This is a genomic window from Stenotrophomonas sp. NPDC077421, assembly GCF_049545505.1.
GTDB classification, from domain to species: Bacteria; Pseudomonadota; Gammaproteobacteria; order Xanthomonadales; family Xanthomonadaceae; genus Stenotrophomonas; species Stenotrophomonas nematodicola.
This window is the reverse complement of sequence record NZ_JBMWDP010000007.1, coordinates 62,042-81,895: the sequence shown is the minus strand read 5'-3', so window position 1 is coordinate 81,895 and position 19,854 is coordinate 62,042. Positions and strand designations below refer to the sequence as shown.

Below are 19,854 nucleotides of genomic sequence, written 5' to 3'. Positions count from 1 at the left end.
AGCGTGGGGCATGACCGTACCGGAAACGTTGCATCGCATTCCCTACCGGCCCTGGCGCGGGCCGCCCCTGCCGGTGGCCGGTTCAGCCCATCATCAGGCCGGCGATGACCAGCATCCCCATGCCGATCACACTGCCGATCGAGATCACGATCGCCAGGATGCCGAACACCTTCTTGGTGGCCGGCATGAACGCCGCCGCCACGCCCAGCGCCAGTGCGATCAACTGGCCGAAACCGGCGCAGATGATCACCAGGCCGACCATCAGCGACAGCGGAGAGTCCTCGTTCATCTCGACACCGTTGATTGCCGCCACGCTGGCGCCGATCACGCTCAGCAGCATGATCAGGGCGCAGCCCAGCGCGAGGCAGAAGGCGGCGATGCCGAGGCCGGAGTGCTTGAGTTCCATGAGGTCCTTTTCAGTGGTGGAGGGGTATCAGGTGGGCAGTGCCGGAACATGCGCGGCCGGCACGGCGGGCGGGGGGCGTTGCTGCCACCGGTGGTGGGTCCAGACGCCCAGCGTGAGGTAGACGCACAGCACCGCCAGCGAGAGGATCAGCGCCAGCACCCCGAACAGGCGGCGGCGCCGGTGCTGCAGCACGCTGCCCACGCCCAGCAGGCCAGCCAGGCCGTTCAGGCCGATGCTGATCAGCCCCAGCACGCCCAGCGTGGGTGCCAGCGCCAGCCCTTCGACCTCGGCATGGCGTTGCACGAACAGATAGCCCAGCCCAAGGGCGATGGAGAACAACGCCACCCCGCAAAGGCTGGTGATGAACGCCACGATGCCCAGCGCGGAATGCCGGGAAGGCGAGGTCATGGCGGCTCCGTGCCGGGACAGGTCAGGGGCGCGAGTATGCGCGCGCGCGCGCCGAGCGGCCAGCCGGCGGCCACGACCGGGCTCGGCGGACGGCAGGCGCAGCGCCCGGCTCGGGTGCCGGCGCGCGGGGCGGGCAGGGCGGTGGTGGCAATGTGGCGGGCCTGTTCCCTGGCCAGTGGCGCGGCGTCCGTGCTCAGTGGGTGCCCTCGTCGGCCAGCTGCACTCGTGCGACCGGGTAGGCACGCTGGTGCCAGAGCGCGTACATCGCCGCCGACGGGTGCAGGCCATCGGCGGCCAGCATCACCGCTTCGCCACCGAAGTCGCGGCTGAGGTCGGTGATGTCGATGAAGGTCACCCCATGCCCGGCGCAGATCGCCGCCGCCGCCGTGTTGTAGGCGTCCAGTTCCTGCCCGATCTGCACGCGGTCGCGGCCGGATGCGACGGCATACGGGGTCACCCCCCAGTCCGGGATCGACAACACCAGCACACGTGACGGGCGGCCGCCGGCAAAGCCCAGCGCGCGCTCCAGCAGCGCGGTGAAGCGCGGGCGATAGTCGTCCACGCTGCGCCCGCGGTACTGGTCGTTGACCCCGATCAGCAGGCTCACCAGGTCGAACGGCCCCTGCGGCGCGTCGGCATCGATGCCGGCATCAAGCTCGTCGGTGGTCCAGCCGGTGGTGGCGATGATGTGCGGGTCGTCCAGCGCGATGCCGCTGTCGCGCAGTGCGGCGGCCAGCTGTACCGGCCAGCGGCCGCTGGCCGCAACGTCTTCGCCGATCGTGTAGGAATCGCCCAGCGCCAGGTAACGCATCGCCATGTGTCAGGCCACCGCGCTGCGTGGCTTGAGGGGCACCACTTTGGTGTTGGCCTCTGCGCGGCGCGCCAGGGCACGGTCGATGCGGCCAAAGACGTCACGCATGACCTCCGGCTCGGGCAGCAGGGTCACGCGGAAGTGGTGGCGGTAGGGCACGTTGAAGCTGGAGCCCGGCACCACCAGCACGCCTTCCTCGTTCATCAGTTCCAATGCGAAATCGTGGTCGTCGAAGCTGCGCGCGGCCGGCCCGACCACCGCCGGGAAGGCGTACAGCGCACCGGCCGGGGCCACCAGCGACAGGTGCTCGCTGGCGTGGCAGGCCTCGATCACCGCGCGGCGGGTTTCATACAGGCGGCCGCCCGGCGCGCACAGCGCCGAGATGGTGTCCGGCCCGTTGACCGCCGCGTCGATCGCGTACTGGCCGGGAACATTGGCGCACAGGCGCAGCGCACTGAGCAGGTCCATCGCCGCGCGGAACTCGCCCAGCCGCTCGGCGGCGCCGGACAGCATCGCCCAGCCCACCCGCCAGCCGCAGGCGCGGTGCACCTTGCTCAGGCCACTGAAGGTGATGCACGGATGCTCGCCGGCCAGCGGCGCCACCGCGTGGAACTCGGCGCCGTCGTACAGGATCTGGTCGTAGATCTCATCGACCATCAGCAGCAGGTTGTGTTTGGCCGCGATGGCCACGATGCGTTCCAGCAGCGCCTTGGAGTAGCTGGCACCGCTGGGATTGTTGGGGTTGATCAGCACGATCGCGCGGGTGCGCGAGGACACCAGCGATTCGATCTCCACCGGGTCCGGCTGGAAGCCGTTCTCCGGCGCGCAGCGGTAGTACACCGGGCGGCCGTCGTTGAGGATGGTGGCCGCCGACCACAGCGGGTAGTCGGGCGAGGGCACCAGCACTTCATCGCCGGGATTGAGCAGGGCGCGCAGCGACAGGTCGATCAGCTCGCTGACCCCGTTGCCGACGAACACCCGGTCCGGATGCGCATCGGGCGCGCCCCGCCGGGCGTACGCGGCGGCGATGGCCTCGCGGGCTTCGGGCAGCCCCTGCTGGTGGGTGTAGGGATCGGTACGGCCCATGTCGTCGGCAATGGCCCGCTGCAGGTGCTCGGGCGCGCGGAAACCGAAGTTGCCGGGGTTGCCGATGTTGAGCTTGATCAGCCTGCGGCCCTGTGCCTCCAGCTCCCGCGCTCGCCGCGCCAGTTCGCCCCGGATCTCGTAGCGGACTTCGGACAGGCGCTCGCGGGTGGCGAGCGGCTTCAGCGGAGGTGTGGACATGACTGGGCCGTCGTTCGGGCTTGGAAATCGCATGGTAGCGGAAATGTTGCGTTGCAGGGCGGGCGTTCCAGGGCCGGTTTTCCAATGCTGGCAGGCAGTTGCCGGCCCATGCGACGGCCATGCCGGTGCCGCCCGGGGCCACGGCGGCGACGGCGGCGGGCCGCACCCTCTAGAATGGGCCCGATGACCCACACCACCGATTACCGCGCCCTGCAGACGATGGGCTGGCCCTGGGCCGGCGCCCCCGAGCTGCCCGCCTGGCAGGCCCTGTTCGACCAGCATCCGCAGGCCCGCCCGGGCCGGGTGATCGAGCAGCACCGCACCGGCTACGTCGTTGCCGATGCGCCTGATGCGGCGATCCGCACCGAATCTCCGGCCGAGTGGCAGCGCCCACGCTTCCCCAGCCACGAGCGTGCCGCCGTCGGCGACTGGGTGCTGCTGGAGGGCATCAGGATCGTCGCCCTGCTGCCGCGCCGTACTGCGATCAAGCGCGGTGCGGCGGGCGAGCATTACCACCAGCAGGTGATCGCCGCCAACATCGATACGGTCTTCATCGTCTGCGGCCTGGACGCGGACTTCAATCCACGCCGGATCGAGCGCTATCTGCTGCTCGTCGGCGGTGGCGGTGCGCAGCCGGTGGTGGTGCTGACCAAGGCCGACCAGACCGAGTACAGCGACGATGCGCTGGCCGTGCTGGAGGAACTGGCGGCGCAGGACATTCCGCTGCTGGCGATCAACGGCAAGGACCCGGCCAGTGCGGCGGCGCTGCTGCCGTGGCTTGGCGCTGGCCGCACCGTGGTGCTGGTGGGTTCCTCGGGAGCCGGCAAGTCCACCCTGACCAACACGCTGCTGGGCGAGGAGCGGATGAAGACCGCCGATGTGCGCGTCAACGATTCGCGCGGCCGCCACACCACCACCCACCGCGCGCTCATCCCGCTGCCGGCCGGCGCCTGCCTGATCGACACCCCCGGCATGCGCGAGCTCAAGCCGACCGGCGAAGAAGCGCTAAGCGAAAGCGGTTTCGCCGACGTGGAAGCCCTGGCCGCACAGTGCCGCTTCCGCGATTGCGCGCACCAGCGCGAACCAGGGTGTGCCGTGCGTGCTGCCATCGACGCGGGTGACCTGGACGAAGAGCGCCTGCTCAACTACTTCAAACTGAAGGACGAAGTCGCCGCCGCCGCCGCCAAGCTGGCCGTACGCCAGGCCCAGCAGGCGATCGAGCGCAAGCACGTCGGCAAGGGCGCGCAGTGGCGCCCCCCCGGCAGGAAGCGGTAGAGCCGACTTCCAGTCGGCTGCTTTCCGTGCGGCCATCGAACCTCCCGCGCTGCGCGCGTCAGCCGGCTGGAAGCCGGCTCTACAAGGGCCCCGCGCGTCGCATCCTCGTAGAGCCGACTTCCAGTCGGCTGCTTTCCGTGCGGCCACCGACCCCCGCGCTGCGCGCGTCAGCCGGCTGGAAGCCGGCTCTACAAGGGCCCCGCGCGTTGCATCCCGTAGAGCCGACTTCCAGTCGGCTGCTTTCCGTGCGGCCACCGCCCCCCCGCGCTGCGCGCGACAGCCGGCTGGAAGCCGGCTCTACAAGGGCCCCGCGTCGCATTCTCGTAGAGCCGACTTCCAGTCGGCTGCTTTCCGTGCGGCCACCGAACCCCCCGCGCTGCGCGCGTCAGCCGGCTGGAAGCCGGCTCTACAAGGGCCCCGCGCGTCGCATCCTCGTAGAGCCGACTTCCAGTCGGCTGCTTTCCGTGCGGCCATCGAACCCCCCGCGCTGCGCGCGACAGCCGGCTGGAAGCCGGCTCTACAAGGGCCCCGCGTCGCATTCTCGTAGAGCCGACTTCCAGTCGGCTGCTTTCCGTGCGGCCACCGACCCCCCGCGCTGCGCGCGTCAGCCGGCTGGAAGCCGGCTCTACAAGGGCCCCGCGCGTCGCATCCTCGTAGAGCCGACTTCCAGTCGGCTGCTTTCCGTGCGGCCACCGACCCCCGCGCTGCGCGCGACAGCCGGCTGGAAGCCGGCTCTACAAGGGCCCCGCGCGTTGCATCCCGTAGAGCCGACTTCCAGTCGGCTGCTTTCCGTGCGGCCACCGAACCCCCCGCGCTGCGCGCGTCAGCCGGCTGGAAGCCGGCTCTACAAGGGCCCCGCGCGTCGCATTCTCGTAGAGCCGACTTCCAGTCGGCTGCTTTCCGTGCGGCCATCGAACCCCCCGCGCTGCGCGCGTCAGCCGGCTGGAAGCCGGCTCTACAAAGGCCCCGCGCGTTGCATCCCGTAGAGCCGACTTCCAGTCGGCTGCTTTCCATGCGGCCACCGACCCCCCGCGCTGCGCGCGACAGCCGGCTGGAAGCCGGCTCTACAAGGGCCCCGCGTCGCATCCCCGTAGAGCCGACTTCCAGTCGGCTGCTTTCCGTGCGGCCACCGCCCCCCCCGCGCTGCGCGCGACAGCCGGCTCCACGTGACCAGCCAACCGGCCCCCCCCGTTCCGGACCCTGCTAATGTCCGCCTCATGGACACCCCCATGACCGTGGATCGTGATGTGGCCCACCACACGGCGCTCGACGCGCAGCTGGTGGAGGCCGTGGCCGGCATCAAGCTGCTCGGCCTGACCAGTTGGCCGGCGGCGCTGCAGGCGCCGTTCCTGGCCAGCGTGGCACGTGGGCAGCCGGTGCTGCCGCAGGTGGACTACCCCCGCCTGGATTTCGGCGACACTCGACGCGCGCTCGCCGCGATCAGCGCCCAGTGCGATCCCAGCCACCCCATCGGTCTGTACGTGCAGCGCTCGGCGCACAGCTGGGACCAGGCCGCCGGTCTGCTCGAGTCACTGGGTACCGCAGGCGTCGACCGCTACTCCGTCGAACTGTTCGGCGCGCCCGAGCAGCCGCTGCCCGGTCACGGCCCCAGCACCCGCGAGGCAGCCCGCCACTTCATCCAGATCGCCCAGGAACTGGACCACGAACTGCTCGCCCCGGAAGAACAGGTGCCGGTCTCGGCCACCGCGCTGCAACTGCAGCTGCAGAGCGACCTGGATGCCTTCTTCGAATCGCGCATCATCACCGTGCAGCTCGATCCGGAGCTGATTTCCAAGGCGGCCGCCGGCCCCACCCGCATCCGCCTTCGCACCAGTGCGCGCTTCAGCGCCTACGACCGCGCACAGCTGTTCCACCACGAAGCCCTGGTGCACTCGCTCACCGCGCTCAACGGCCGCGAACAGCCGCACCTGCCCAGTCTGGCGCTGTCGTCGCCGCGCGTCACCGCCACCCAGGAAGGCCTGGCCACGTTCGCCGAGCAGATCACCGGCAGCATCGACATCGAACGGCTCAAACGCATCAGCCTGCGCACCGAGGCGATCGCGATGGCGCGCGAGGGCGCCGATTTCATCCAGGTATTCCGCTACTTCTGCGACGCCGGGCAGAACAGCGAAGAGAGCTTCGCCTCGGCCCAGCGCGTGTTCCGCGGCGTGCCGCCCAGCGGCGGTGCGGCGTTCACCAAGGACACCGTGTACCTGCGCGGGCTGGTGTCGGTGCATACCTTCTTCCGCCACATGCTGGCCGAAGACCGCCTGCAGGTGTGCCGCTGGCTGTTCGCCGGCAAGATGTCGCTCACCGACGCCATCGCGTTCGCGCCGTTGTTTGAAGAGGGCATCCTGCGCCCGCCGCGCTGGCTGCCGCACTGGGTCAGCCGCGCCAACGGACTGGCGGGCATGCTGGCTTTCTCGCTGTTCGCCAACCGCATCCGCATGGATCAATTGGCAACCGAATAGCGCGTGCCACGATTTCCCGGATTTCGTCGCACGTCGTCAACCGAGGTGCGCCGCGTAAGAATGCTTTCATCTTCCGCTCGCATGATGGTCGCGCACCTGCACTGCGCAGGTCACCATCCCACATGCTACGGATCACCATGCTTACCCGACCCCTGACGATCGCGGTTGCGATCGCGCTGTGCGCTGCCAATGCCCACGCCGCCGATGTAGACGCCAACACCGACGCCAACGTTGCGCTCAGCGCGCAGACCCTCGACACCGTGTCGGTGATCGGCCAGGGCGAAACCCGCCAAGTGCAGCGCATCACCGCCGTCGACAAGGAAGTGCTGCCGCCGGGCACCAGCGGCCAGAAGATCCTCGACCGCCTGCCCGGCGTATCCGTGCAGTCCAACGATGCCTTCGGCGCCAACGAGGAATCGCAGACGATCAGCCTGCGCGGCTTCGACAAGAGCCGCCTGGGCTACACGCTGGATGGCATTCCGCTGGGCGACAACAGCTACGGCAACTACAACGGCCTGAGCATCGCCCGTGCGCTCATTGCCGAGAACCTGGCCGGCGCCGAGCTGTCGCAGGGCATCGGCTCGCTGGGCGTGGCCTCCACCAGCAACCTGGGCGGCACCATCCAGTACTTCTCGCAGGACCCGTCCACCGAATTCGGCGGCCGCGCCAGCGTGACGGTCGGCGACGACAACCAGCGACGCGGCTACCTGCGCGTGGATACCGGCGACATCAACGGCTTCTCCGCCTACGTGTCCGGCGTCCACCAGGATGCGGACATGTGGGCCGAGCCGAACCAGAACCAGACCACCCGCCAGTTCAATGCCAAGGCGGTGTGGAATGTCGGCGACAACCGCTTCGGCGCCTTCGTCGCCACGTCGCGGGCGAGCCAGGCCAACTACGCCTACCTGTCCAAGAGCATGCTCGCGCGCGGCCTGGGCTGGGACTGGAACATCTACGCACCGGACTGGGACCGCGCGGTGGCCGCAGCGTACTGCGCGCCGGGTACCTACAACGCGCAGAAATGCGCCTTCAGCGGCGGCGTCAACAGCATCGACGACGCGTACTACCAGAGCCGTGCGCTGCGCGATGACAATCTCTACTCGCTTGATGCGGACCTGGCGCTGGGAGACACCGCCCGTCTGAAGCTGCTCGGCTACCACCATGAGAACCGTGGCCAGGGCCACTGGTGGGCACCGGGCCAGCCCTCCAACCCGGGCACACCGCAGGCGCTGCCGATCTCCATCCGCAGCACCAACTACACCATCAACCGCCAGGGCATCACCGCCGCGCTGAGCTGGCAGTGGGGTCTGCACGAACTGGAAGCCGGCCTGTGGTACGAACGCAACGACCACAACGTCGAGCGCAACTTCTACTACATCACCGGCCCGTTCCTGGATGACGGCTACCTCAACCATCCCGACCGTCGCCTGTTCGACCAGGATTTCGACATCCGCACGCGCCAGTTCTACGTGCAGGACCGCATGCGCTTCCTGGACAACCGCCTGACCGTGGACGTGGGCGTCAAGAGCCCGAACACGCGCATGACCGCCAATGCGAAGCCCGGCACCGAGGCCAGCTATGCCTCCGGTACGCTGACCGCCAAGGAATCGGTGCTGCCGCAGGCCGGGATCGGCTTCAAGCTCACGCCCAACCAGGAGCTGTTCGCGTCCTACTCGGAGAACATCGCCGCCTTCGTCGGCGGTGGCAGCGGCGGCCCGCTGCAGGTATCGCCGGAATCCTTCGCGGCCAGCGCCGGGCTGGATCCGGAGAAGTCCAAGACCCTGGAAGCCGGCTTCCGCACCTTCGGCGAGAAGTACCAGGCCTCCATCGCCGCCTACCACGTGATGTTCGACAACCGTCTGCTCTCGCTCAACCCGTGCACCAGCATCGAAGTGGGCACGCGTCCGGAGTGCATCACGCGCTTCATCAACGTCGGGTCGGTCAAGAGCCGCGGCGCCGAGCTGACCTTCATCCTCAAGCCGGTCGATGGCCTGCAGTGGTACAACGCCCTTTCCTGGAACAAGACCACCTACGAAGACAACTACACTTCCGGGGGCGCGATCGTGCCGGTGGCCGGCAAGATCACCGTCGATACCCCGCAGCGCATGGCCTCCAGCGAGATCAGCTGGAACCGCGACGGCTTCTTCGCCAGTCTGCGCGCCAAGTACACCGGCAAGCGCTATTACACCTACACCAACGACCAGTCGGTGCCGGGCGTGATCACCTTCGATGCCGGCATGGGCTATTCGTTCGGACCGGGCATTGGCCTGCGCGACGTCAAGGTATCGCTCAACGCCACCAACCTGACCAACAAGCGCTACGCCGGGCAGCTCAGTTCGTTCGCCCCGACCGACCCCAACGGCACCCGCTACGCGATCCACGCCAGCGCGCCGCGCCAGGTGTTCCTGACCCTCGGCGCCGAGTTCTGACCGCCGCGCCACCACGATAGCCGCCGCCACCTCGCGAAGGCGGCGGGCACCCCAGGGCCGCACGGCATCCTGCCGTGCGGCCCTGCTGCGTTCAGGCCCGCACGTGCCGCGCATGGCGGGCCACACCGCGGCAGCCGCAGGCGAGCCGGTCACCGTCGCGCACCACCGGCGCCCCGTTCAGCCGCACCCGCGCGCAGCCTTCCACGAAGGCATGCCGGCCCGGGTGCAGCGCGCAGGTGGCCAGGTCGCCCACCACCGCGATCGTCGCGCCGTCGATGCGCCCGCTGCCCTGGCACTGCACCACCTCGCCACCGCCGCTGGTGGGATCGCCCAGGCAGACAGGGTGCTTCATGCCCGCCGCCGCCTGCGGCCCGCCCGCGTCACCAGTAGCCCTTGGGCGGCGTGCGATAGATCAGCGTCGCGGTCACGGTGTCCCCGTGCAGGATGTGCAGCAGGGCGTCGTCCTCGGCCATCCGGTAGCCGGTGGCCCCGCTCAGCGCAGCGGCGAAGCGGTCGCCCACGTCATCGAACCGCTCCTTGTGGCAGCGCGAGCCGGTGCGTGCCAGCCCGTCCACCGTCAATTGCATGCCCTGCTGGCGGTACAACGCGGTCATCGGCTGGCAGCCGGCATAGCCGATAAGATGCCGGCCGTCGGCTTCGAGAATGATGAAGCCCACGTGCGAATCCGGTGGCACCACGGTTGCGGCCTTATCGGCCGTGGCGGGCAGGTCATGCAGCTTCCACACCGTGCCGAGTAGCGGCTGCGGTGGTTCGGGCGTGGTGGGCCAGGTCTCCCACCCGTTCGTCAGTGCGTAGCGTTCCTGGCAGGCTGTCAGTGCGGCCACCGAGAACAGCAGGAGGGGCAGGGCGAGGCGAGCGGTCATGGGTGCTCCAGATCGGGCTGGCGGGACAGGGCGGACGCGGTGTCTGTGGCATCGGGCTGTGGCGCGGGCACGATGGGCTGCAGCAGCAGACGGCCGTCATCGTCGACGATGACGGCGGTACCGGCCTTGCCGCTGGCCAGCGCCAACGCCAGGGCGGCGGCACCGCTGCCACCGCCCAATGCACCCACGCGCGTGGCCAGGTCGATGCCCACGCGTGGATCGTCCAGATCGAGCGGATCCGCGAGCACGCGCAATGCCATGCGTAGCGCGATGGCCGCATCGACATCGGCACGGCTGTCGTACCAGACGCAGCGCGGGCGGGCGGCCTCGGGCAGCGCGATGTGCAGCGTCTGCCACGCCTCGGAAATGGCGGCCTCCTGCGCGCGCGGCGACAACGCCTCGCCATCATCACCGCGCAGGGCAACACAGCGGGGCGGATACAGCGTGCCCAGCACGGGCGCGGCCTCCTGAAGGGTGATCTGCTGTCGGGTCCACGGCACCGGATACCACGCATCGTCGCCCAGTCGCTGGGCCTGCGCGGTCCCCTCTTCGCGGAGTACCGGCAACAGCGATGTGATGAACGCCGCGGCGTGCACCTGCGCTTCGGGCTCGTGCGGGGCCAGCGCCGTGTAAGCGGCCAGTTCTTCGCGGAACCACGCGTACGGCTGCCGCGCATGCTGCGCCGCCGGGGTGTCCGCCTCCACTGCGTCGCGCCGTATCGCGTCGGGTACCCCGGTGCGGGTGATCCACATCATCACCATGCTCTCGTCCACCGGATCCTCGGGCTCGTCATCCCGGGGGCGCTGGTACCGCCCTCGGATCAGCCGGCCCTCCAGGCTCAGCAGCACGGCACTGCACAACCGTGGCGACGCCGTGAAGCGGGCGAACAGCGCCTGCAGCACCGGCGCCAGCGACGGGCCGTTGAGGTCCAGCTCGCGCAGCAGCAGCGCGCCGGGCGCGTCGGACTGGCTGGCCATCAAGCCCGGCCACTCCATTGCGGCGTAACGGCTGTGGCGGGTGAGCGTGGGGGCCAGCGTGAACATCGCCACCGGCGCGGCATCGGGCAGGGCGGCGACCAGCATCTCCATTCCCTGCGCCAACTGCACCTGCATCGCCATGCCGCGCTCGGCCAGACGCGCCGCCGGGTCCTCGGCGTGCGCAGCCAGTACCGGGCGGGTGGCCTGCGGGTTGTCCAGCAGGGCCACAAGAGCGTCGGGTGCCTGCCGCGCAAGGCGCGCGTAGCACGCGCGGATCTGAAGCACCGGGGCGGTGGGCGCAGCCGCCGCGCCCGTGGCGGGCAGGGGCAGCACCGGCGAACCCGCAGCGCGCAGCGGTGTGATGCCGCGCGCGCCGGCGCGCATCTCCTGAAGCACCTTGATCAGCGCGGCCACCAGCAGGAACAGCGCGCCCAGCGCGATGCTGCCCGCGAGCCACGGGCCCACGGCCTGTGCAGGCGAAGCGAGTTGGTCATCATCGACGGCGTACCAGCCCATCAGCAGCGACCAGAGTGCCCACAGCAGGAAGAAGGCCGGTCGCAGGAACGCGTGCGGGATCATGTGAGACCGTCCTCGTAGCGGAGGCGTTCAGAGGGGTCCACTGTCCTGATGCCGATCCGTGGATGCCCGGTAGTGGTGACGTATGGTCGGAATACCTGACGCCGGCGTAGATAACTCCAGCGCACTTCGCGGCGGGAGACCTTGGCAATGTAATCCAGCACATTCTCCTTGCCATCCATTGCTGACGCGGGTTTGGCATCGGTGAAAATGGGCGTCCTGCCGGCCCGAAAAGTGGCAAGCGCCTTGCGGTCTTCCGCATTGAGTGGATCTTCGGGGATCGCGCGGACGAGAGGGGGTTTTGGCATGGGCGGCCGGGTTTCCCGCCAGCCGGTGGGAACAAAGTGCGTATGGGCCTCCACAGCGCGCTGATATGCCTCTTGTCGGTCCTTGGTGTCCACAGCATGTATACGAAGGCTCTCTCGATACTGCGCGTCACAGGCTTCGAGGTGGGCATGCATGTTCCTGTAGTCACGCTCGCATTGCGGGTCTGTCAGTACGAAGCCAGCACGCGAGTCATGGACGTACTGCATGAGAATGTTTCGCAAGGCGTCGCCGGGCTCTGGAGACGCTCCCCAGTAGCGGTCGTACATCTCCATGCAGGCGTGCTCACGGTGAACAAAGCCAGGTAAGCCAAGCGCGCGCCTGCCATGCACTCGGGCACGCTGCGCCGGATCGTTGAACACAGCGAGATAGACCATCAATTCGGCATTTGCCTGGTCGAGATTGATGTGGTCCTGCGTCTGTGTCTGCTTGCAGTGGGTCATGAATGGCTGTGCGATGAATGTCTCGCGCGGCAGAACTTGTCGCCGCCAGCCAAGGTAGGCGAGATAGTGCGCATGTAGAAGGCGAAGCAGGGGGGCGCCTGCGCGGTGCTGCTCCAGCGTTCTCTGGAAGGCGTCGTAGCTGCGTTGCAACTCCGGTGATACGGCGAAGAATGCGCCGGCAGCAGTCTGAGACAGTTCAGCCGGCGGGGTGAGTGGTACTGCAGCGGCTCGGGCACGTTCATACATATCGTTGAGCGAGATCTGCGACAGGAGGTCGCCCTGCAGCTGGCGGACACGTTGCCCACCCTTCTGGGTACCCTTGCCCTGCGCAGTCAGCCCGTAGCCGCCACCGACATCGGCGTGCACACCGGGATAGATGATTTCCAGGCGATGGGGAGCCTGCTCGCGTGAAGCGGAAATGGTTGTCAGTGGAAACGAGTTGCGTGCCTCATGCCCGGCAACCATATGGACGCACTGCTCTACAAATGAAGGAATCACCATGTACCGTGGACTCGCCCATGACAGATGGCCGTCCCCTGTGCGCGGCATGGAATCAGCAATCTCGACCGATGCCACCGTATCGAACAGCCCCATGAAGCGTACCCTCAACGGGATGCCGCAGACCTGTGGTCTATACTCTCCCGCCCACTCGATCAGGTGGTTGAGGAACGCGCGTGCTGCAGTGGCGCCGCGCGAAAAGCCGAACAGGTCCAGCGTGATCGTCGAGATCACGGGGGCAGCTGCTTTCGGGTTGGCCAGCACCTCGTCAAGCGTTCGGCGCACGCGTCTGATCTGATGGTCGCTCTCAACGGCCTTGATGATGGCATCTGCGTTGTCTGAAACCACACGCTTGCCGCAAAGCAGTTCGGAAATCTTGTTGGCCATGAACATGAATGCATACCGCAAGCGTCGATCGCCATACTCGCCGTCCCGCGCGCCATGTTCGTGTGGCTCGTGTTCGCCAATTTCCGGGAAGGGCGTTCCGACGCCCTGTATGTAAAGGCGAAACTCCCCGATCTCAACCTGCTCCGTGCATGCGTCGTAGAGCCGTGCAACGTTGCTGTGAGAGCCAGAGGGACGGTCTTCCGTGCTGTGATTCCGTGTTCCGTCGAAGAAGATCGAGAATCGAACAGGGAGCGAACAGGACGCGCCAGTCTTTCCCGCGCCAGAAGCGCAGGGATTGAAAAGGCGCGTCGCAGGCGCGCATCCTGGAAGCCAGGCGAACTCATTCATCGTGGCCAATACCTCGTTTTTTGTAGAAGTTCTTGTAAGGATGCGGAGCGCCTGCATAGTCCTCGTGGCGCGGACTCATGATTGCGGGAATCACCAGAACCTGGTCGTCGGCAAACAGGTGAACGTTCGTTGAGCTGACGTCGGTATAGGGATGAACGGGTACGTCCTTCTCCACCCAACGGCACGCCTGTTCCTCTGTCTGAGGGTTGTCCGCGTAAAAAGCCTTGCAGCGGCGCCACTTGACACGTACGGTGAGCCCCGGGTGCCAGCGCACCGGCAGGCTGAGGGCACTCAGTACCGTGCTGCCACCGGTGCCCGCGCTATCGCCGCCACCCCCGTCGACATACACCGGCTGCACGAAGGTGTCTGTGGGCTCGTAGTCCATCGCGGTCAGGCTGGTGACGAATCGTGCTGACGTGTGTTTGCCGTCTAGAGCAGCGGGTCGATCACGGCTGGACAGTACAACTACCGTAACGACGAAAAGCAGGACGCCAAACCCGATGCGGGCGCGCTGGGACGTGCGCAGGTCATCGTCAGCGGAGGCACTGTCGCTGTCGGCCTTTGGTTCGTTGGTCATGGGCCGGTGCCACCCCTGTGTCGGCTTTTGCTTGATTGCTTTGCACGGATCAATCCTGTGAGTGGCATCGAGAAACCCGCCTTGAAAGGATGCATTGCGAATCGGGACCCTGTGCGCGACGCGAACTCACTCATCGTGGCCAATACCCCGTTCTTCGTAGAAGTTCTTGTAAGGAGGCGGAGCTCCCGGGTAGTCCGCGTGACGCGGACCGAGCATCCCCGGAATCACCAGTACCTGGTCGTCGGCAAACAGGTGAACATTCGTTGAGCTGACGTACGTATAGGGATGGACGGGTACGTCCTTCTCCACCCAACGGCACGCCTGTTCCTCTGTCTGAGGCCTGTCTGCATAGAACGCGTTGCACCGCCGCCACTTGACCCGCACGGTCAGCCCCGGGTGCCAGCGAACCGGCAAGGCAAAGGCACTCAGTACCGTGCTGCCCCCGGTGCCCGCGCTATCGCCCCCACCCCCGTCCACATACACCGGTTGCACGAAGGTGTCCGTGGGCTCGTAGTCCATCGATGTCAGGCTGGTGCTGAACCGCCTTGATGCGACCTTGTCGTCTACAGCAAGGGTACTGGGACGGTCGTACATCGCAGTTGCAGCGATAAGGAGCAGTACGACACCTGTCCAGAGGTAGCCTTGAAGGGATGCGCCACGGCCGTTTGACTGGCTCGCACTGGTTGTTTTCTCCGCCGACGAACCGGGTTCCCCGGACGCGTGCGCGTGCAGATCGGTCTCCTGCTGTGCGGGAATATGCTGGGTCGAATCCCGACGTCTCGCGCGTCGGGTCAGCGAGTACCGCTGGAAGGATGGACCGGCTGTCATAGATGACGATACGCGCTGCGCTACCGAGGCATGTGGATCGTCAGATGCCTCGACAGCGATCACGGGTGTCATCCTGACGGCGCGCCGCAGCAGTGCGTCAAGCAACGCATAGAGAAGGCCTGTGCATACCGCCAGCGGGTAGGCAGCGACATAGACAAAAATGGGGACGATCGTGGCGCCCCAACCCGTCGAGTCGACACTCCAGGCGAGCAGGTAGAACATCACAGCGACCCAGAGGGCAACGACGCACTGGACCAGGGGAACGCCCTGGAACGTCATGCGATGGTAGTTGCAAACGACGCGTCGGAAGCCATTGACGAAGAGCAGCAGCATCGGGGGCATGACCACCACGAACCAGGATGGTCCCATGCCGTCGTCCCCCTTCGCATAGCTTGCCTGCCACAGCGCAGCAGTGAACAGCACGGTCACCACGCCGTCGACGACGAACCACAGCAGCGCGCGCAGATTGCCGTTCCCGGCTCCACCCGGCCTATCCGGACCGGCGTCATGCGTCATCGCGAGCCTCCTCGGCAGGTGTCGCTGCCGCAGCACGTTCAGTGCCATCCGGCGACGCAGGCCCAGCGTCGTCCGCGTCGCCGGTCAACGCCTCCCACAGCGCTGCTCCGCGCAGTCCCTGCGCGTGCACCGGGTGTGCGGCGATCCCGCCGGAGCAATGGCCGCGCTGTAGCGCCCAGGCGATCCAACTGCTCTGGTCGGTTGCGTCGGTATAGCCCTGCGCGACGGCCAGCGCCAGGGTGTGCGCGGCGAGCACGTGGCGGGCTTCCCGGCCGCGCAGGGTTGGGGCGAGGCGGATCACGCCTTTCAGCGGCTGGATCAGCGCGTCGGCCAGGCCGTGCTGCCGCATCGCGTGATGCTGCGTGACGCTCCAGCCGGGGCGGCCGGCATCGGCGGGTGCCCGTGGCGGCGATGCGGCAGGCAGGTCCAACGCCATCGCACGGCCGTCGCGGTCGGCCAGCCACCAGCCGCGCCACGGGGCGCAGAACGCTGCGCGCTGGTCGGGCGTCCACACGTCCATCGCCGCCCGCAGCACGCGTCCGTCGCCCAGCCGCGTGTAATGCAGGCCACTGCGATCCCCATCACGCATCCAGTAGCACAGGTGCTCGGCAATCGCGTCTGCGGCAGCCTCGCTGACCAGCCAGTTCACGCCCGGCGCACTGCCGTCGATCCCGTGCGCGCCGGCGTCGTTGGCAGGCAACAGCCACGGGCCCATCGACTGCGCGGCGGTGGACAGGTCGGCGAACAGGGCGATGGCCCGCGGTGCGTGCCGGGCCAGCCGCCGGGCGATGTCGCGCTGCGCCGCGCCGTCGATCAGAACGTACGCATGCAGGGAGGGATTCACGACCAGCGCGTGGCAGGCCGGGGGCAACGGGTTCATGCGGCCTCCGTCAGGTTGACGCGGTAGGTGCCGAGCTGCGCGGCTTGGGCCAGGCAGGGCAGGCAGACCGGCGGAGTTGCCTGGGGCAGGGCGCGCGACCAGTGCTCGGTCTGCGGTCCGTCCCAGTCATGGCGGGCACCGTGGAGGCGGATGGCCCCATCGCTGCCGCCGGTGACGCCGCCGCCGATGCGCAGGAAGCTGCCGTCGGCGGCGACCAGCCGGATCACCGGCGCGGCAATGACGATCTCGCCGTTCTCGGCGCTGAGCTGCATGCCCTGCAATGCGTGCGCCTGGATCTGGTCGCCGCGTGACTGCAGCTGTACCGGGCCGGCGTTGGCGACGGCGCTGATGCCACCGTCGCCGGCATACAGGGACAAGCCCTGGCCGGCCTGCAGGTGCATGCGTTCGCCACTGGTCTGCTGCAGATGGGTACCGGCCACGACATCGTGCTGGCCACGGCTGACATGCAGCTGCGATGCCGGCGTGGCGGTGACCAGCCCGGCAGCGGCGGACACGGCAACAACCGGGGCGTGGCCGCCGTCTCCCTCGCCGGTCCACGCCTTCAGCGCTTCTGCGAGGGCGTGCTGCGGCGTTGCGCTGGCGGTGCCGGCCTGCTGTTCAGTGGCCAGGGTGGCCAGCTGCGCGAACACCTGGCGGCACTCGTCCAGCAGCCCCAGCAGCTCCTGCTGGTCCAGCTGATGGCCGTGCGCCTGCGTGCGGCCGTGGCTGCTCAGCAGCAGGCCGTGTGCCGAACGCAGGGCCAGCGCGGCATCCGTGCGCAGTTCGGCACCGCTGCCGCGCGGCTGCGCCTGGCCGTCCCGGCGCGGTGTGGTGAGCTGGCCCAGGTGCAGCGCGCTGTCATGCGGGCTGGCGCGCAGATGCGCACCGACCTCACCAGGGCTGTCGTCGAACACGAGCTCGGCATGGGCGTTGCCGCCATGCTCGCGCGACTGGATGCCCGACAGCGCACGGTTGCCCGGCAGCTGGCCGGCACCGGAGAACCGCGGCGGCGCATGCCGGCCGTTGTGCAGCACGCCGACGACCACCGGGCGGTCCATGTCGCCGTGGAGAAAGTCCACCAGCACTTCCTGGCCGATGCGCGGCAGGAACTGGTGGCCGAACCCGTCGCCCGCGCTCGGTAGGGCGACCCGTATCCAGGTGGAGGCATGCGCCAGATCGGCGTCATCGCCATCGGCGCGATCCTCGGCCCGCTGCCAATGGAAGCGGATGCGGATGCGGCCGAGCGGATCGGTATGCATGGTCTCGCCCGGCGGGCCCACCACGGTGGCGCTCTGCGGCCCGTTGGCCGTCGGGCGGTGAAGGCGGTCGGCATACTCGGGCACCAGCGGCTGGTCGTGCGGCAGCGCCCGGAAGCGGGTGCGGCACTGGCCGGGCTGCAGACGGTCGTCGGGCGATGCATCTGGATCAACCTCCAGCCGTGCGGGAAGGTTGTTGCAGGCCTGCAGGTGCACGCCGCTGACCAGGAAGCTGCGCGCGTTCACGTCCAGGGTCGCATGCGCGGGATGGCCCTCGATGACCACTGCGTCGCCGGTGGCCAGGCCGCGCAGTCCACCTTCACCACGCCAGGTGCGCGAGCGCAGTTCGCGCGCCTGCATGCGCAACTGGCTGTAGCGCGCCAGTTCCTGCGAGCTGCCGGCGTAGTACAGCGTCTCGGCACGATGGTCTTCCAGACCAGCTGTGGCGGTGCGCGCCGGATCATGGAGCGGCTGTGCGTTGTCGTCACTGCCGTGCAGCGGTTGTGCGCGGGCATAGTCGTAGCTGGACAGGGCCACGGCGGCGGGTGCCAGGCGCTGGCAGGCCTGCCAGTGCTGCAGGGTGTCGCGGTCGTCATCGTGGCGACCGGCCCGGTAGGGCAGGGCGACGGTGCGGTCCGGGTCGAACAGGGGGGTGTCGGTCAGGCACAGTACGTGGCGCGGCTGGCCGTCTGCGATGTCGAACCGGAAGCGATAGCTGATGCCTTCCTCGGCCAGCAGCCGGTCGATGAAGGCGTGGTCGCTCTCGTTGAACTGCACGCAGTACGAACGCACCGGATGCGACCGCAGCAGGTGCTGTACGCAGTCGAAGGCGGTCGCCAGGCAGGCGTTGCGCTGTCGATGCTCATCCAGCAGCGTGGTCACGATCTCCGGTACGCTCAGGTCCTGGAAGATCCGGCAGGCGCGACGTTGCTGGAGCAGCGCCAGCGCCGAGCCGATCTGCAGCACCATGCGGGTGTGGCCCGCGTGCATGCCGGTGCGGCGGACGGCATGGATGATGCCGTTGAGCCAACGCCGTCCGCCACCCGCCGTGGTGACGCCCACACCCACCACCCGACCGGGCAGTGCGCTGATGTCGCTCTCGGGACCAGGCACAAGGCCGTGCACGGTGAGGGAGAAATCGGTATTGAGCGCATCGCGGAAATCGATGCGTTGTGCGAGCAGAGGGAGCGGTGCGCCTGCGGTGCCCCAGTGCAGATCAATCAGACGATGCAGGGACGTCCACTGCGCGGACGGTGCGTTCCATTGCGACATCGGTGACTCGTTGTTACGCCGTTGAAGGCCGTGCAACGAGTCTATGAACGTACCGCCGCCGCCGACAGAGGCAATAGCGTCGATACGCAGGGGATATTCAAAAGATGGCGTAGATTCCGATAGGTGTGTGCGATCAACACCGATGGGAAACGCACGTGTCATCGTCAGCGGTGTGCATCATTCCGCGTGATGCACTGCCGCAGGGACAACCAACGTCACCGTGCCGCCCACGGTGACGTTCGTGCGGACTCAGAACATGTGCAGGCCGCCGTTGACGGCATAGTCGGCGCCGGTCACATACGCCGCGTCATCCGAGGCCAGCCACGCGCACAGGCTGGCCACTTCCTCCGGCTTGCCGAGGCGGCGGATCGGCACGGACGCCGCCAGCCGGTCCAGCACGTCCGGCGGGAAGCTGCTGATGGCCTGGCTGGCGATGTAGCCCGGCGAAATGGTGTTGACGGTGACGCCGCGGGTAGCCACTTCGTTGGCCAGCGCGCGGCTGAAGCCATGCATGGCGGCCTTGGCGGTAGCGAAGTTGACCTGGCCGATCTGGCCCTTGTGCGCACTCACCGAGCCGATGTTGACGATGCGTCCCCAGCCCCGCGTGCTCATGCCGTCGATCACCTGCTTGGTGATGTTGAACAGCGCGTGCAGGTTGGAGCCCATCACCGCGTTCCAGTCGTCCTGGGTCATCTGCCGGAACAGGACGTCGCGGCTGCCGCCGGCGTTGTTGACCAGCACATCGATCTCGCCGACTTCGGCTTTGACCTTGGCGAAGGCGGCCACGGTCGACGCCCAGTCGGTGGCGTCGCCCTCGGAGGCGATGAAATCAAAGCCCAGCTCACGCTGCTCGCGCAGCCAGGCCGACTTGCGAGGCGAGTTCGGGGCGCAGCCGGCCACCACGGTGTGGCCGTTGCGGGCGAGCTTCTGGCAGATGGCGGTGCCGACGCTGCCCATGCCACTGGTCACGTACGCGATGCGAAGGGTCATGGCGAATCTCCTGG

16 protein-coding genes are annotated in these 19,854 nt (G+C 68.0%); 3 read left to right on the top strand and 13 right to left on the bottom strand.

Annotation, left to right across the window (positions count from 1 at the left end):
* Positions 1-82: 82 nt before the first annotated feature.
* From ACPEH1_RS05600 to ACPEH1_RS05585, 4 genes are all read right to left on the bottom strand, one after another.
* Positions 83-406 (bottom strand): hypothetical protein, encoded by a 324-nt coding sequence (locus ACPEH1_RS05600; protein ID WP_017355291.1) that lies wholly within the window; start codon positions 404-406, stop codon positions 83-85.
* Between the two features lie 27 nt (positions 407-433).
* Entirely contained in the window at positions 434-814 is a 381-nt protein-coding gene (locus ACPEH1_RS05595) for a hypothetical protein (protein WP_136005017.1), read from the bottom strand.
* Positions 815-1,007: 193 nt separating this feature from the next.
* Positions 1,008-1,631 carry an SGNH/GDSL hydrolase family protein gene (locus ACPEH1_RS05590; RefSeq protein WP_136005015.1) on the bottom strand — a complete coding sequence of 208 codons (624 nt, stop codon included), beginning with the start codon at positions 1,629-1,631 and terminating at the stop codon, positions 1,008-1,010.
* A 3-nt stretch (positions 1,632-1,634) separates the two neighbouring features.
* Complete coding sequence (locus ACPEH1_RS05585) at positions 1,635-2,909, bottom strand: pyridoxal phosphate-dependent aminotransferase (protein WP_017356954.1); 1,275 nt, start codon at positions 2,907-2,909, stop codon at positions 1,635-1,637.
* Positions 2,910-3,092: 183 nt separating this feature from the next.
* Here ACPEH1_RS05585 and rsgA point away from each other — a divergent pair, with 183 nt between their 5' ends.
* The 3 genes from rsgA (at position 3,093) to ACPEH1_RS05570 (ending at position 9,084) form a co-directional block, all read left to right on the top strand.
* Positions 3,093-4,184, top strand: coding sequence for a ribosome small subunit-dependent GTPase A (gene rsgA, locus ACPEH1_RS05580; protein ID WP_017356955.1), 1,092 nt, complete (start codon positions 3,093-3,095; stop codon positions 4,182-4,184).
* Positions 4,185-5,413: 1,229 nt separating this feature from the next.
* Entirely contained in the window at positions 5,414-6,655 is a 1,242-nt protein-coding gene (locus ACPEH1_RS05575; RefSeq protein ID WP_017357324.1) for a flavohemoglobin expression-modulating QEGLA motif protein, read from the top strand.
* 137 nt (positions 6,656-6,792) lie between these two features.
* Positions 6,793-9,084, top strand: a complete 2,292-nt coding sequence (locus ACPEH1_RS05570; protein ID WP_423715410.1) for a TonB-dependent receptor — start codon at positions 6,793-6,795, stop codon at positions 9,082-9,084.
* Positions 9,085-9,175: 91 nt separating this feature from the next.
* Here the strand turns inward: ACPEH1_RS05570 and ACPEH1_RS05565 are convergent, their stop codons facing one another.
* The 9 genes from ACPEH1_RS05565 to phbB form a co-directional block, all read right to left on the bottom strand.
* Complete coding sequence (locus tag ACPEH1_RS05565) at positions 9,176-9,436, bottom strand: PAAR domain-containing protein (protein ID WP_313243424.1); 261 nt, start codon at positions 9,434-9,436, stop codon at positions 9,176-9,178.
* Positions 9,437-9,464: 28 nt separating this feature from the next.
* On the bottom strand, positions 9,465-9,968 hold the full coding sequence (locus ACPEH1_RS05560; protein WP_017356859.1) for an META domain-containing protein: 504 nt from the start codon (positions 9,966-9,968) through the stop codon (positions 9,465-9,467).
* On the bottom strand, positions 9,965-11,524 hold the full coding sequence (locus tag ACPEH1_RS05555) for a hypothetical protein (RefSeq protein WP_423715407.1): 1,560 nt from the start codon (positions 11,522-11,524) through the stop codon (positions 9,965-9,967). The genes ACPEH1_RS05560 and ACPEH1_RS05555 overlap by 4 nt, the downstream gene beginning before the upstream one ends.
* Entirely contained in the window at positions 11,521-13,521 is a 2,001-nt protein-coding gene (locus ACPEH1_RS05550; protein WP_423715405.1) for a phospholipase effector Tle1 domain-containing protein, read from the bottom strand. Before ACPEH1_RS05550 ends, ACPEH1_RS05555 begins: the two co-directional genes overlap by 4 nt.
* Positions 13,514-14,098: a DUF3304 domain-containing protein gene (locus ACPEH1_RS05545; protein ID WP_017356856.1), complete on the bottom strand. Its 585-nt coding sequence runs from the start codon at positions 14,096-14,098 to the stop codon at positions 13,514-13,516. The genes ACPEH1_RS05550 and ACPEH1_RS05545 overlap by 8 nt, the downstream gene beginning before the upstream one ends.
* A 126-nt stretch (positions 14,099-14,224) precedes the next feature.
* Positions 14,225-15,442, bottom strand: coding sequence for a DUF3304 domain-containing protein (locus ACPEH1_RS05540; protein WP_423715403.1), 1,218 nt, complete (start codon positions 15,440-15,442; stop codon positions 14,225-14,227).
* A complete protein-coding gene (locus ACPEH1_RS05535; protein WP_423715401.1) occupies positions 15,432-16,322 on the bottom strand; it encodes a DUF4123 domain-containing protein in 891 nt (296 codons plus the stop codon). The genes ACPEH1_RS05540 and ACPEH1_RS05535 overlap by 11 nt, the downstream gene beginning before the upstream one ends.
* Positions 16,319-18,850 (bottom strand): type VI secretion system Vgr family protein, encoded by a 2,532-nt coding sequence (locus ACPEH1_RS05530; protein WP_423715400.1) that lies wholly within the window; start codon positions 18,848-18,850, stop codon positions 16,319-16,321. The genes ACPEH1_RS05535 and ACPEH1_RS05530 overlap by 4 nt, the downstream gene beginning before the upstream one ends.
* Before the next feature lie 249 nt (positions 18,851-19,099).
* Positions 19,100-19,840, bottom strand: a complete 741-nt coding sequence (gene phbB / locus ACPEH1_RS05525) for an acetoacetyl-CoA reductase (RefSeq protein ID WP_017357352.1) — start codon at positions 19,838-19,840, stop codon at positions 19,100-19,102.
* Positions 19,841-19,854: the final 14 nt, after the last annotated feature.

Coding starts and splice junctions, on each gene's coding strand:
- ACPEH1_RS05595 (WP_136005017.1), bottom strand. CDS start 814: ATGACCTCGCCTTCCCGGCATTCCGCGCTGGGCATCGTGGCGTTCATC.
- ACPEH1_RS05585 (WP_017356954.1), bottom strand. CDS start 2,909: ATGTCCACACCTCCGCTGAAGCCGCTCGCCACCCGCGAGCGCCTGTCC.
- ACPEH1_RS05555 (WP_423715407.1), bottom strand. CDS start 11,524: ATGATCCCGCACGCGTTCCTGCGACCGGCCTTCTTCCTGCTGTGGGCA.
- ACPEH1_RS05530 (WP_423715400.1), bottom strand. CDS start 18,850: ATGTCGCAATGGAACGCACCGTCCGCGCAGTGGACGTCCCTGCATCGT.
- rsgA (WP_017356955.1), top strand. CDS start 3,093: ATGACCCACACCACCGATTACCGCGCCCTGCAGACGATGGGCTGGCCC.
- ACPEH1_RS05540 (WP_423715403.1), bottom strand. CDS start 15,442: ATGACGCATGACGCCGGTCCGGATAGGCCGGGTGGAGCCGGGAACGGC.
- ACPEH1_RS05545 (WP_017356856.1), bottom strand. CDS start 14,098: ATGACCAACGAACCAAAGGCCGACAGCGACAGTGCCTCCGCTGACGAT.
- phbB (WP_017357352.1), bottom strand. CDS start 19,840: ATGACCCTTCGCATCGCGTACGTGACCAGTGGCATGGGCAGCGTCGGC.
- ACPEH1_RS05560 (WP_017356859.1), bottom strand. CDS start 9,968: ATGACCGCTCGCCTCGCCCTGCCCCTCCTGCTGTTCTCGGTGGCCGCA.
- ACPEH1_RS05575 (WP_017357324.1), top strand. CDS start 5,414: ATGACCGTGGATCGTGATGTGGCCCACCACACGGCGCTCGACGCGCAG.
- ACPEH1_RS05570 (WP_423715410.1), top strand. CDS start 6,793: ATGCTTACCCGACCCCTGACGATCGCGGTTGCGATCGCGCTGTGCGCT.
- ACPEH1_RS05565 (WP_313243424.1), bottom strand. CDS start 9,436: ATGAAGCACCCTGTCTGCCTGGGCGATCCCACCAGCGGCGGTGGCGAG.
- ACPEH1_RS05600 (WP_017355291.1), bottom strand. CDS start 406: ATGGAACTCAAGCACTCCGGCCTCGGCATCGCCGCCTTCTGCCTCGCG.
- ACPEH1_RS05535 (WP_423715401.1), bottom strand. CDS start 16,322: ATGAACCCGTTGCCCCCGGCCTGCCACGCGCTGGTCGTGAATCCCTCC.
- ACPEH1_RS05550 (WP_423715405.1), bottom strand. CDS start 13,521: ATGAATGAGTTCGCCTGGCTTCCAGGATGCGCGCCTGCGACGCGCCTT.
- ACPEH1_RS05590 (WP_136005015.1), bottom strand. CDS start 1,631: ATGGCGATGCGTTACCTGGCGCTGGGCGATTCCTACACGATCGGCGAA.